This window comes from Fibrobacter sp. UWH9, assembly GCF_900129715.1.
Lineage (GTDB): Bacteria > Fibrobacterota > Fibrobacteria > Fibrobacterales > Fibrobacteraceae > Fibrobacter.
In genome coordinates, this window is record NZ_FQWP01000005.1 from 218,573 (window position 1) to 231,668 (window position 13,096).

At 48.7% G+C, this 13,096-nt stretch carries 13 protein-coding genes; 10 read left to right on the plus strand and 3 right to left on the minus strand.

What is annotated here, in order from left to right; translation table 11 throughout:
* Positions 1-35: 35 nt before the first annotated feature.
* Genes hutH through BUB94_RS06805 form a run of 9 tightly spaced genes read left to right on the plus strand, consistent with a single transcriptional unit; the run spans position 36 to position 9,362 of the window.
* Positions 36-1,562: an HAL/PAL/TAL family ammonia-lyase gene (gene hutH / locus BUB94_RS06765; protein WP_083538154.1), complete on the plus strand. Its 1,527-nt coding sequence runs from the start codon at positions 36-38 to the stop codon at positions 1,560-1,562.
* Between the two features lie 15 nt (positions 1,563-1,577).
* Positions 1,578-2,003, plus strand: coding sequence for an acyl-CoA thioesterase (locus tag BUB94_RS06770; protein ID WP_073159343.1), 426 nt, complete (start codon positions 1,578-1,580; stop codon positions 2,001-2,003).
* Positions 2,003-2,695: a LolA family protein gene (locus BUB94_RS06775; RefSeq protein WP_073235374.1), complete on the plus strand. Its 693-nt coding sequence runs from the start codon at positions 2,003-2,005 to the stop codon at positions 2,693-2,695. The genes BUB94_RS06770 and BUB94_RS06775 overlap by 1 nt, the downstream gene beginning before the upstream one ends.
* Before the next feature lie 12 nt (positions 2,696-2,707).
* Positions 2,708-5,029, plus strand: a complete 2,322-nt coding sequence (locus tag BUB94_RS06780; protein ID WP_249269267.1) for an MMPL family transporter — start codon at positions 2,708-2,710, stop codon at positions 5,027-5,029.
* Between the two features lie 26 nt (positions 5,030-5,055).
* A complete protein-coding gene (locus BUB94_RS06785; RefSeq protein WP_073235377.1) occupies positions 5,056-5,664 on the plus strand; it encodes a DUF3261 domain-containing protein in 609 nt (202 codons plus the stop codon).
* The gene (locus BUB94_RS06790; protein WP_073159337.1) at positions 5,664-6,893 is read left to right on the plus strand and encodes a beta-ketoacyl synthase N-terminal-like domain-containing protein; all 1,230 of its coding nucleotides are present in this window, start codon (positions 5,664-5,666) and stop codon (positions 6,891-6,893) included. Before BUB94_RS06785 ends, BUB94_RS06790 begins: the two co-directional genes overlap by 1 nt.
* Before the next feature lie 15 nt (positions 6,894-6,908).
* Positions 6,909-7,376, plus strand: coding sequence for a hotdog family protein (locus BUB94_RS06795; RefSeq protein ID WP_073159335.1), 468 nt, complete (start codon positions 6,909-6,911; stop codon positions 7,374-7,376).
* Positions 7,377-7,392: 16 nt separating this feature from the next.
* Positions 7,393-8,136 (plus strand): 3-oxoacyl-ACP reductase FabG, encoded by a 744-nt coding sequence (gene fabG / locus BUB94_RS06800; RefSeq protein WP_073159333.1) that lies wholly within the window; start codon positions 7,393-7,395, stop codon positions 8,134-8,136.
* The gene (locus BUB94_RS06805) at positions 8,133-9,362 is read left to right on the plus strand and encodes a beta-ketoacyl-ACP synthase (RefSeq protein WP_073159331.1); all 1,230 of its coding nucleotides are present in this window, start codon (positions 8,133-8,135) and stop codon (positions 9,360-9,362) included. The genes fabG and BUB94_RS06805 overlap by 4 nt, the downstream gene beginning before the upstream one ends.
* Before the next feature lie 74 nt (positions 9,363-9,436).
* Here BUB94_RS06805 and BUB94_RS06810 read toward each other — a convergent pair whose 3' ends face one another.
* On the minus strand, positions 9,437-10,318 hold the full coding sequence (locus tag BUB94_RS06810; protein ID WP_073159329.1) for a tRNA modification radical SAM protein MnmL/YtqA: 882 nt from the start codon (positions 10,316-10,318) through the stop codon (positions 9,437-9,439).
* A 137-nt stretch (positions 10,319-10,455) separates the two neighbouring features.
* On the opposite strand from BUB94_RS06810, the gene BUB94_RS06815 reads away from it, so the two are divergent.
* A complete protein-coding gene (locus BUB94_RS06815) occupies positions 10,456-11,406 on the plus strand; it encodes a fibrobacter succinogenes major paralogous domain-containing protein (protein WP_139260156.1) in 951 nt (316 codons plus the stop codon).
* A gap of 77 nt (positions 11,407-11,483) precedes the next feature.
* On the opposite strand, the gene yfcE is transcribed toward BUB94_RS06815, so the two are convergent.
* Positions 11,484-12,071 carry a phosphodiesterase gene (gene yfcE / locus BUB94_RS06820; RefSeq protein WP_073235382.1) on the minus strand — a complete coding sequence of 196 codons (588 nt, stop codon included), beginning with the start codon at positions 12,069-12,071 and terminating at the stop codon, positions 11,484-11,486.
* Positions 12,072-12,365: 294 nt separating this feature from the next.
* Positions 12,366-13,094, minus strand: coding sequence for a sulfite exporter TauE/SafE family protein (locus BUB94_RS06825; RefSeq protein WP_073235444.1), 729 nt, complete (start codon positions 13,092-13,094; stop codon positions 12,366-12,368).
* Between the last annotated feature and the right edge of the window lie 2 nt (positions 13,095-13,096).

Sequence of the window (13,096 nt, forward strand, 5' to 3'; positions counted from 1 at the left end):
CAGACAGAAAAATTTTTGATGATTGAGGAATGATTATGGAAACTGTAGTTGTTGGTAGCAGAAAACTGACCGTCGAAGATGTGGTGGCCATTGCCAAAAAGCAAGTCAATGTTGAACTGGATAGTTCCGAAGCCTTCCAGAGAATGATTGATGCCGGCGCAGAATTCCTGGATAAGGCTCTGGCTGAACATGGTGGCATCTATGGCGTAACGACTGGTTACGGTGATTCCTGTACTCAGGTCCTGCCTCCGGAACATTACTACCAGCTTCCCATTAACCTGACTCGTTTTCATGGTTGTGGTATGGGAAACTATTTTGATCCTGAAACCACCCGCGCCATCATGGTGGTGCGTATGAATACCTTGGCACAGGGTTATTCCGGTGTCAGCTATGCTCTCCTCAAGATCATGATGACCTTCCTGCAGAACGACATTCTTCCTCTGATTCCTCAGGAAGGTTCCGTGGGCGCCAGCGGCGATTTGACTCCGCTGTCTTATTTGGCCGGTGCTGTAATCGGTGAACGTAAGGTGCTGTACAAGGGCGAAGTTCGTGAATCTCTAGACGTGATGAATGAACTGGGTATTACCCCTCACAAGTTCCGTCCCAAGGAAGCAATCGCCATTATGAATGGTACCGCCGCCATGAACGCCGTGGCCTGCATGGCATTCTCTCGTGCCCAGTATCTGTCTGACCTGGCTTGTCGAATTACCGCCTTGATTACTGTTGCCATGAAGGGCAATGCCTACCATTTCTACAAGCGCCTCTTCGAAGTTAAACCTCATCCGGGACTGATGAAGGCCGCCAAGAAAATTCGCCATGGCTTGAATCTGGCCGAGGCCAACAATGTGGTTCCCGAAAAAATTCAGGACCCTTATTCTCTTCGTTGTGCTCCCCATATTATCGGACTTTTCTACGATTCCGAAAATTTGCTGCGTCAGTTGATTGAAGTGGAATTGAACAGCGCTAACGACAATCCCATTGTGGATCCGGTAACCCACAATATTTTCCACGGCGGTCATTTCTATGGTGGACATATCTGTCTGGCTATGGATACCTTGAAGAATATTGTGGCCAATATGGCTGATCTTCTGGATCGTCAGATGGCCATGATTGTAGACATCAAGTTCAATCGCAACTTGCCGCCGAACTTGGCTGGCTCTAAGGGTGATTACGATATTAATCACGGTTTCAAGGCTGTTCAGATTGGCGTCTCTTCCTGGACCGCAGAAGCGCTGCACCTGACAATGCCCATGAGCGTCTTTAGCCGATCTACCGAATGTCATAATCAGGATAAGGTTAGCATGGGTACAATTGCGTCCCGTGACTGTATCCGCATTCTGGAACTTTCTGAACAGGTGGCTGCTGCTGTACTGTTGGCCTCTGCCCAGGCCGTGCGCATTCGGTTTGAACGTGGCGAAATTTCCGCAGACCGCATGATCAATCTTCAGAACACCTACGATCAGGTCTTCTCTAAGTTTGCTCCCCTGGAATGTGATCGCCAGCTGGAAGGTGATCTCCGCAACACCTTGGAACTGATCCGTCAGAAATTCTACGCAGTTTAAATTAGACAGGTTAAAATGAAGAAAATTAAAGAAACCGTCGAATTTAATGTTGAATTTTACGATGTGGATTCTATGCAGGTGGCTTGGCATGGGAACTATGTGAAGTTCATGGAAGTGGCCCGTTGTGCCTTGCTTCGTAAAATCGGTTATGATTACAGGGATATGACCCGCAGCGGTTACCTTTGGCCTGTGGTGGATCTGCATGTGAAGTACATTCGCCCTATGGTATTTATGCAGAGAATCCGTTGCGAAGTAACCTTGACTGAATACGAAGTCTGTATGAAGCTGGCTTACAAGTTTATGGATGCCGAAACGGGTGCCGTGCTGACAAAGGCTGAAAGTACCCAGATGGCCGTGGATATGAATACGAAGGAATCCCTCTGGACTTGCCCGGCCTGCTTCGTTGATCGGGTGAGAACTGCATTGGATAAGGAAGACTGATGAAATTCCTGGACAAGTTTGCCTATTCCGTTTTTTGTTTGATGGTTTCCGCGACTTTTGCTTTGGGCGCAGTCTTTGATCATCCTGTAAATGACGGATCCCGCAAGCAATTAACTGCGGCCCTTGAACAGATGACTTCCCATGGAATTGTCTATGGAAATTTCAAACAGACGAAGTCCATCAAGAAGCTGAACCGCGATTTCGTTTCTACGGGGGACTTCATGATTTCCAGCAAGTATGGAATTTCGTGGAACACCCTGAAACCTTTTGCCTCCTTGATGATGGTGACTCAGAGCGGAATTTTCCAGCAGGCGGGAAAGGGACCTATCAAGAAAATTTCTTCCCAGGAAAATCCGGTCTTTGCCGAATTTTCTAGGACGATACAAGCGGTCTTTTCTGGCAACTGTCAGGAGCTAGAGAAAAATTTCTCGGTGTATTTTGAGAAAGCAGGAAAGAACGTGGTGATTGGCCTCGTGCCTCGCGAACCAGCTGTTCGTAAGGTTATCGAGAGCATTGTTCTTGAAGGCTCCTCAAGTCTTGACAAGATGAGCATTTCCGACGGGGAAGGCAACCCTGTTGTGTATGAACTTTCTGACCAGAAGCAGATGAGTGAATCCCAGATGGATTCGCTAATTTCTGCAGAAGAAAACGTTCCGGTTAGGATCTATAAAACTCTTAGAGATAATCCGTAACTTGGTGATTCTATGGGTTTGAATAAGAAAATCGGTGTCTCAATTTGGGTTGTGCTTCACGCCCTTCTTTTGATTATCGGTATTTCTGTTCCCTGGAATGTGGAGTCCGATCTTTATTCGGTGTTGCCGGATTCCGATGAATTGCATCATGTAAGTGCAGCCGAAAAAGTCTTGAGCGCTCGCAGTATACGGAATATTTCGGTACTGGTGGGGCACGAGAATTTTTCTATTGCCAAGGCTTCCGCTGAAGCGCTGTTCGCGTCCTTTGAAAAAGATGAATCTTTTGATGAAATCCGTCTGCATGTAGATGAAAATGCCATGCAGGAAAACAGAGATTTTCTATTTGAAAATCGCTATGTGTTGCAGGGATCTCCTGTACGTGAAATGTTGAAGTCCGGGGATGTAGAAACCTTGAAGAACGAAGCTCTTCAGAAAGTTTATGGTGCATTCTCCCTGGCCGACTTGAATCGTCTTGAACAGGATCCGCTTTTACTTGGGGAACAGAGCTTTGAATATTTCACCCTGAATTCGCCATTGATGGGCGGCAAGTTTACCTTGAAGGAAGGGGTGCTTACCGCAACGGATTCCGCAAACGGTTTATTGGAAAGTCCCGTTAATTACGTCATGTGGAGTGCCGTCCTATCAGAAAAAACACCGTCCATGGCTTCAAAGGGACATGTTCTCTCTCGATTGGACAAAGCCTTGGATTCCCTGCAGCAGGTTTACCCTGGGCTGAAGGTAGCCAAGTCTGGCGTACCTTTCCATAGTTATGAAAGTTCTGGCAACGCCCAGTCCGAAATCGCCTGGATTTCTGGAATTTCCATGGCCTTGATCATTTTGCTTCTTCTGCTAGCCTTTAAAACCGTGTTCCCCCTTGTGGCTACTGTTTTGTCTATTACCGTGGCCGCTGCTACGGCTTTGGCTGGAACCTGGGCTATTTTCGGATCGATTCATATTTTCACTTTTGTTTTCGGCACCAGCGTCATTGGCGTGAGCATTGATTATGCCATTCATTTCTTTACCAGCTGGAAGAATGGGGTGAAGGACGTTCGCAGGCATATCTTCAAGGGACTGCTGTTGGGATTTATGACCACGGAACTCAGCTACATTGCCCTCACATTTGCTGAATTCCCTTTGTTGCGCCAGATGGCTGTGTTTTCGCTTATCGGGCTGGCAAGTTCCTTTGCGACAATTACCTTGTTGTTCCCGGTTATTTCGCAGCCTCGCCGCCAGGGAGGTTTGCCAGCCCTCGTTCCACAAAAGGTGCTGAAGGTATACGAACGTTTTCCTGCGGGTCGCAATCTTCGTCAAATTTTAGGTGGCGTATTTGTTGTGGCGTTGCTTCCGGGACTTTACCTGCTGAATGTTCATACGGATATGCGAGCTCTCTATAGCATGAGCGATGAACTGAAGGCCGCAGAAATTTTAAACGCCCGTCTTAACAACCTTGGAATTTCAGCCAACTATTTCATTGTAGAAGGCGATTCTCCTGAAGAGGTTCTCCAGCGAGAGGAATCGCTTGCTCTGCAATTGGCGTCCGCCCAAACGGATTCCCTGTTATCCGGTTTTCTGGCCACAAGCAGCTTCTTGCCTTCGGTAAAAACGCAGAAGGAAACTTGGACTGCTGTTCAACAGCTTGCTCCATCAGTGCAGTCATTTGTGTCCGAACTGGGAATCGTCAGCGATTCAGCCTTTAAGGCGAGCCTTGCTACGGAACCCGCTTACTTAACTCCCGAAAGTCGTTTCCCCTCTTCTACCAAGAGCCTTCTGAATATGTTGTGGATTGGCGAGGTGAACGGGAAATTCTACAGTGCGGTTTTACCTTTGCACGTATCTTTAAAATTTGATGCAGCTGCACTGACTCAAGACCTACCTAAAGTTTATGCCGTGAACAAGATGGCGAATATTAACGCAACCCTGACAAAACTATCCCATGCGTCTCTGTTGCTGGTAGCTGTTGCCTATGTAATTGTATTCCTGGTTCTTGTTCTTGTATACAGAATTCGTCAGGCAGTCCGCATAATTCGCGCACCTGTTCTGGCGTGCCTCTTTTTGGCTGCTGTTTTTGGGTATGCAGGAATCGATTTCAATTTCTTTGCCATTGTAGGGGTGATTCTTACCCTTGGTATCGGTATCGATTATGCCCTATTCTTCAAGGAGGGGGGGCGTAGGAATCTGGTGACCACGTTGGCGGTTATGCTTTCGGCTTGTACCACGCTGATTTCTTTTGGCAGTCTAGCCTTTAGTAGTTTTGTGCCGGTCGCCACCTTTGGCCTAGCGACCCTTCTAGGCATTATTTGTTGCTTTATTTTGTCTCCCTTTAGCGGGGAGTGAATTTAAATTTTCTAGCTTTGCTCTCGATGGAATTCCTTACCCCGAGAGCTTTTTTTATTGCCGCAGCATGTCTATGTTGCCTGTTTTTTGGGGCATGCCATAAGGCTGTAGTAAAACCGGATTCAACAGCCCCGGTGTTTTATTCCGATGGACGTTCCGTACAATTGCTGCCTACACAGGCCATGTCTGGTTCCATAGACATGGCTCAGCGTCTAGAGGGACATTTTGCAAAACCCGATGGCGATACCAGCTCTTTTTCGGGTGACACCTGGGTTTGTGCCAATGATTCCATTCTTTCGATTCACCTGTTTGGCGGTTTTGGTACGACCATTGCAGAATTGACCTATACCAAGGATTCTGTATCCCTGTCCAGTTCCTTCATCGATGGCGAAAAGATGAAGGCTGAATACGTGCTGGCGGATTTCCAGGTTTGTTTTTATCCTTTTGACGCTCTCAAGAATAATTTTGAAAAGGCTGGTTTTGAATTCCGTGAGAAGGTGGAGGGGGTTGACTTTGAACGGACCCTTCTTGAAGACGGGAATACAATCCTTCTTGTCAAAAAGTCTGGTTCCGAAATTGAACTTGTGAACGAGCTGCGAAAATACCGTTACCATATTACCCTTAGCGAAAACTGATGAAGCGTCCTTTATACATTAATGACTTTGCCTTCCACTGCATTCTTGGCGGTGGTAACATGGCCAATCACCATGAAGTTCTTGAAAAATTGAATAATGCGGAACGCGGTGAATTTACCATGTACGATGTGGCAGGCGTTATGCGGCCGGCTGCATCGATTGATCCGAATACCTTGCCTCCTGTAGCTGACAAGTGGTTCGATAATCGCGTGAACCGTTTGGCTCAGGCGGCTTTGTCTGGTATAAATGGCGACGGACTGGATGATACAATCAGGAAAGCCGTTGAAAAGTTTGGTGCAGACCGCGTAGGTATTTTTATCGGTTCCTGCGATAATGGATCTGAGGCATCCCTTTCGGCATTGCGTTGTTTTAAGGAAACGGGCAAGTATCCAGAAGGTTATGTCCTGGATATGCAGCGTGCTGATTTCCCCGCAAGGTTTATTGCGGAACGTTATGGAATCAAGGGCACGATTCTTGTTCATTCCACAGCTTGTGCATCTAGTGCCAGCGCTTTCATTTCTGCCCGAAATAGTCTCTATGCCGGTCATTGTGACGTGGCGATTGTGGGCGGGGTGGATATTTCCTCGTTACCGGTCATTCTCGGGTTTGCATCGTTAGAAGCGATGAGCGATCAGCCTACCAATCCTTTTAGTGCAAATCGTTCAGGTCTGACCCTGGGCGATGCGGCAGCCTTCTTTGTGGTGACCAGGGAGCCTTGCCCGGAACTGTGTGCAGAGCCGACCTTGAAGGTGATTGGTTGTGGTGAAAGTGCCGATGCCGACCATATTACGGCACCCCGGACCGATGGAATGGGTGCTGTTCTGGCGATGCATGCCGCTCTTGAAGATGCCGGAATTTCAGCGGATCAGATTGGCTATGTGAATCTGCATGGTACTGGAACCAGGTTGAACGATTCCATGGAAAGCAAGGCCATTGCCAAGGTGTTCGGCTCCGAAGAAAATGGGGCGTCTGTCCCGGTAAGTTCCACAAAGGCCTTGACCGGTCATTCTCTGGGGGCTGCCGGTGCTCTAGAGATTGCGTTCTGTTGCATGTCCCTAAAAAATGGGGGAGTGTTGCCTGCTCATCTGAATGATGGGGTGGTGGATCCGGCATTCCCTGCGGTACATCTCGTGGCTCCTGGCGAAATTGCCAACGGGTTGAAGTATTGTATGAGCAACTCCTTTGCCTTTGGCGGATGTAACGTCTCGCTTATTGTAGAAAACGGCTAAGATGTAGGAATACTGATGATTGAAGAATTCAAGACAAGAGACTCCGTCAGTGAACTTGTGCCCCACAAGGGTAAAATGCTTCTGCTGGACCGAGTCCAGAGCTATAGCCTAGAAGAGATTTCCATATCCACGGAAATTGATATTCGCAAGGACTGCATGTTCTATGATGAAAATCTAGGCGGTGTGCCCGCCTGGATTGCCTTTGAATATATGGCGCAGAGTATTTCCGCTCTGTCGGGAATTTATGGACGTTCCAAAGGCGAAAAACCGAAGGTCGGTTTTATTATGAGCGTGTCTAGTTTCAAGACGGATATTCCTGTGTTTAAGACGGGGGATACTGTCGTGGTAAAAGTTCGCCAGACCATCCGCATGGATATGGCGGTAACATTTGATGGATCCGCTTCGGTAGACGGAAAGCAGGTCGTTGCTGCAACGTTGAATACCGTAGAGGTTCCTGATCCCAAGGCGTCCTTGGGTTTGTGAGTGTGTAGAGGGTAAAATGGATAATAATAAGACTGAAAATGCTAAGAGTGTATTGGTTACAGGAGCCAGTGGCGGAATTGGACTTGCCATTGTCGAAGCCTTGGCCAATGCCGGATACACCGTGGTGGCTCATTACAATCGAAATGCGGCTCCCGTTGATGCCTTGGCCGAAAAGATTCGCGCCAATGGCGGTTGTGTTCGTACTCTGCAATTTGATATCAGCAATCGCGAGCAGTGCAAGGAAGTAATCGAAAAGGACATTGCCGAAAATGGCGTTTATTATGGCGTCGTGACCAATGCCGGTGTCTGTGCCGATATGCCTTTCCCTGCCATGACCGGCGAGTTCTGGGACAAGGTGATCGATACCAACCTGAACGGTTTTTATAATGTGATGTTCCCCATTGTAATGCCCATGTGCCGCAAGCGTCGTGGACGTATTGTGACCATTTCTTCTGTGTCTGGCGTTATCGGTAATCGTGGCCAGGTAAACTACAGTGCATCAAAGGCTGGCCTTATCGGAGCCACAAAGGCTTTGGCCACCGAACTGGCTAGCCGTAACATCACGGTGAATAGCGTCGCTCCTGGCATCATTGAAACCGAAATGATCAAGGATGCCCCTCTGGATATGATCTTGCCGGCAGTTCCCATGAAACGTGTGGGCAAACCTGAAGAAGTGGCCGCCACGGTTGTGTTCTTGCTTTCTGATGGAGCAGCCTATATTACCCGCCAGGTAATTTCTGTAAATGGAGGTTTGGCATGAGTCGTAGAGTTGTCGTTACCGGTGGTTCCTGCATTTCTTCCCTCGGCATGGAACTGGATGAAATCTTCACTAGCCTAAAGTCTTTGAAGAATCGCATTGTCCGTATGGAAGATTGGGATAAGTATACCCAGATGAACACTCGTCTGGCTGCACCCATTCTTTATGACTTGCCGGAATACCCCCGCAAGAAAATCCGTGGTGCCGGTCGCGTGGGACTCCTGGCTTTGGCCTCTGCCGACAAGGCAATGCAGGTGGCTGGCCTCACTGGCGATACCGAACTTTTAAAGTCTGGCCGAGTGGGTGTGGCTTACGGTTCTTCTATGGGTAGCGTCAATCCTCTGATGGATTTCTTCTCCATGTTGAATCCTCCCTACGATTGCTCCAAGATTACAGCTACCACTTATATCCGCTCTATGCCCCAGACTTGCGCCGTGAATATCAGCGTGTTCTTTGGCATGACTGGACGTCTGATTACCACCAATACCGCATGCACCAGCGGAAGCCTTTCTATCGGTTACGCTTACGAAGCCATTAAGTATGGCATGCAGGATGTGATGGTGGCTGGCGGTGCCGACGAACTGGATCCTACAGAATCTGCAGTCTTTGATACCTTGTTCGCAACTAGCGTCAAGAACGATACTCCGGAACTGACTCCTGCAGCCTATGACAAGGATCGTGACGGTCTGGTCATTGGCGAAGGTGCCGGTACCTTGGTGCTTGAAGAATATGAACACGCCAAGGCCCGTGGCGCGCACATCTATGCAGAACTGGTGGGCTTCGGTCACAATACCGATGGCGACCACATTACCCAGCCCAAGAAGGAAACCATGCAGCATGCCCTGGAACTTGCCCTTCTGGATTCCGGTGTTGCTCCCGAAGCCATTGGCTACGTGAATGGTCATGGCACTGCTACCCATCATGGAGATATTGCCGAAAGCTGGGCCACTTACGGTGCCTTCAGGAATCGGGCCGTTCCTCTGTCCAGTCTCAAGAGCTACATCGGTCACTCCCTCGGTGCCTGTGGCGGCATTGAAGCCTGGCTTGGCATCAACATGATGAATCGTGGCTGGTTCAGCCCCAATCTTAACTTGAAGAACGTGGATCCGGAATGCGCTCCCCTGGATTACATTACCGGTTCTGGTCGCGAAATGGATGTGGAATACTTTATGTCCAACAACTTCGCTTTCGGCGGTATTAATACTTCGCTGATTTTCAAGAAAGTCTAATTAAGAAATGGACCTTAAAAAGGCTGCGGTTCTTTTTGAACAGCAGCCTTTCTTCATATGGGATAAAACGTCTTTTAGCCTTCCAGTTTTTTATTTACCAGCGCGATAATCTTGTCCCTTTCGCCACACCAGTTGGGGGCGATCAGCAGTTCGCTGGGGCTTTCACCGCTAAAACGTTCGATGGCTGTTTCGGTTCCGATAATCTTGATCATTTCTGCAACGGCGTCGCAGTATTCCTCGAATGTCAGGAGGGTAATCTGTCCGTTGGCGTAATCCTCGGCCATGGCTGTTCCCACCACGATATGCAGGGGGTGAATTTTCACGGCGGCCAGATGCAGGTCGCGAACCACTTGGGCCGTGCGCTTGAAGTCGTCCATGGTTTCGCCGGGGAGGCCTACGATGACATGGGTCGTCACGCAGAGACCTGCTGCCTGGCAACGGGTGACTGCGTCTTCGAATTCCGCCAGAGTATGTCTACGATTAATGCCAGCCAATGTCAAGTCGCTGGCTGTCTGCAGTCCGATTTCCACGATTATGGGCTTCTTCTTGTTTAGAGACGCCAGGTAGTCCACCTTGTCCTGTTCCAGGCAATCGGGGCGGGTTCCGATGGCGAGACCGGCAATTTCCGGATGCTTGATGATGGGGCCGATAATCCCCTTTAAGTGTTCCAGGGGTGCGTGGGTATTTGTATAAGGCTGCAGATAAGCCAAAATACCGGCGTTGGGGTACTTGTCCCTCAGTTTCGGCACGAATTTTTCCAGTTGTTCCTGGATGCTGACCTTGGCTTGGTCAAAAACAGGGCTGAAACTGCGATTGTTGCAGTAAGAACAGCCCGAAAAACCCTTGGTACCGTCCAAATTAGGACAGTTCATGCCTCCGTTAAGAGGAAGTTTCCTCACTTTTAGGTAGTTCGGGAACAATTTTGCTAACAAGTCACGGTAAGGCGTGTAGTTCATACTTGAATAATAGCTTAAAAATGATGCAAATGTCGCAACAGATAATGCTCTTTGACGTAATAATTAAGGTTTGACATGACGTATTTCGTTAAATTGTATTTATATTTCCTTGTGGTATGGGATGAAACGAGGAAATATTGAAGCTATTTCGTCTATTTACATCGGCTTTTTTGTGCATTCTTGCATTATTTCTTGCAAGCGTCCTTTTTGGATGCAAGAAAGACGAGTCCGTCATACTCCGTTCGCACCCTGTACCGCCTCCCAAGGATACTGTCGTTATTGTTCCCGTTGATACTGTTCCTGCTCCTGCCGATACAGTAGTTGATTCTGTCGAAACACCTGTCGATACGGTTCCTGCGGTTGATACCGTGGCTCCCGTGCCGCCGCCAAAGGTCGAGGCGAAGCCTATTTCCAAAAAGAAGATTACCCTTATTACGTCTCAGAAAAAATCTAATAACAGTGCCGTCGATTCCCTGGCCCTTTTGCCTGTGCCTACCGAACCGGATTCCGCCATGGTGGCTCTTTGCAGCGACGTGGGTGAGAACGAATTCTGCGATCTTCGCGACGGTAAGCGCTACGATATTGTTGTCATTGGCCGTCAGACCTGGTTCCGTCGTAATCTTGCTTACGAAGCAGAAGGCAGCTGGTGTCCCAACGATCAGGAAGAAAACTGCACTCTTTACGGTAGACTTTATCAGTGGAGTTCCGCCAATTCTTGCCCCGAAGGGTGGCATCTTCCCACGATGAGGGATTTTACCATTCTTCATGATTATGTGCTCAAGAAGAATGCCGGTCAAGAAGGTGTTGGAACGAGCCTCAAGACTATTGTCGGCTGGAATGACGATGATATGGGTGAGGTCCCTGTGGGTACAAACCGTTATGGCTTTGGTGCAAAACCTGCCGGCTATCGCGACAATCGTGGACTCTACGTGTCCGTTGGCGATGAAGCCAATTTCTGGACCTCACACGAAATCATCGGTGAAAACAGGGCTTCTTACTGGAACCTCTACTACGGCAACCAGGACTTCATCGGATCTTACGTTGGTCTGAAAACCTCCGCCATGTCCGTCCGTTGCATCAAGGACTAAGCCCTGGATAGCCTAGAAAAGACGTTGTTCCAATACCTGAATCAAAAGGTCTTTGTGAACTGCAAGTGAAGCCTGCGTTACAAGGTGACGGAAGCTAATTCTTCGCCGGTTTCAAGATGGTGGATGCTGAACTTGCCGTTATCGTAGAAACCGAAGGTGGGTGGGTTGCCGCCCTTGGGCAGACTGGTTGATCCGGGATTTACCATGAGCACGCCCTTGAAGTTCCTTTGCAACTGGTAAATGTGTGTATGGCCATAAAGATAGGCGTCAATGGGGCGGTCTTCTTTAAGGGTGGGGTCCAGCTGAGAAAGTGCGTTAGACGGGAAACATTCCGGCATAAAAATATGGCCATGGCTTAGGAACAAGCGCACGGGTCCATCTTCAACTACGGCATATTCATCTTCGATCTTGATGAAGTCCAGCATCATCAAGTCAACGTCGGCATCGCAGTTGCCGCGGGCGGCTACAATCTTATCCGCATAAGGTCGCAACGCTTCCACAACACCCATGGGACCGTGTCCTTCGGGCAGCGGGTTACGTGGCCCGTGATAAAGAGTGTCTCCCAGTAAGAAAATCTTGTCGCAGCCGAACTTTTCGAAGAAGGACAATGCCTGTCGTGCTGCGATTGCAGAACCATGAATATCAGAAAGAATTAAAGCACGCATACGAAGCAAAAGTAAATAATTAACAGTGAATAGTGAAGAGTGAACAGTGAATAGTGAACAGTGAATAGTGAAGAGTGAAGAGTGGGGGGGGCTGCGTGTCATCCTGAGCGAAGTCGCGAAGCGACGAAGTCGAAGGATCTAGTGACGTAGATATGAATTAATAAGCCAGGTGCAATCGGCGCGATTATTTACCTGAAAGGAGTCGCAGGCTCCGCCCTCATACCTCCCGTCTACTACCTCCCGTCTACTACCTCCCGTCTACTGCCTACTGCCTACTACCTACTACCAGCGCTCTCATCCGTTTAGTGCCGCGATTCCGCTCACGGCCATATACGCATACACGATTTTCTTTAGCACCTTGTGGGGAATTTTCTTGAAAACCTTGCCGCCGATAAAAGCTCCAAGAATCACGGCGGCCAAACCGTAAACGTAGGCGGCTCCTACTGCAGGTGTTACGAATCCGTTTGTCGCTCTAAAGAACGTCATCATTAGGTTCCCTAGGGCGAAATACACCTGACTGTGGGCGATGTACTTTTCCTTGGTCTCGCAAGATGCCAAAAAGTAGAGCACTGCTGGCGGCCCCTGCATGGCGAACAGGCCTCCCATGACTCCAGAAATAATCCCTAGGACTGCCTGGACGAAAATGGTGGGCTTCAGCTTGATTTTTTCGCTGATAAAGAAGAAGTAGATGCTGATGGCAATTAGAATTACCCCCAGCACATGTTTCAGCATCTTGTCATCGAAGTTTGCCACGGCCCCTACAGCAAAAAAGCTGACTACGGCAAAAATGGCCAGGATGGGCAAAACTTCTTTCCAGACGATGAACTTTCTCATTCGCAGGGCCACGACGATGGACATGGAACCTGCCAACATACCCGATAGAGCTGTAGCTTCTCCATAACTGGGCAGTAGGTGGGGGAGGATTGTCATCACGAAAATGCCGAACCCGAAACCGCTGACCCGCTGGATGAAGCTACCCATGCAGCTAATGCCTACCAGTATGAGAATGTAATGTATTTCCATTA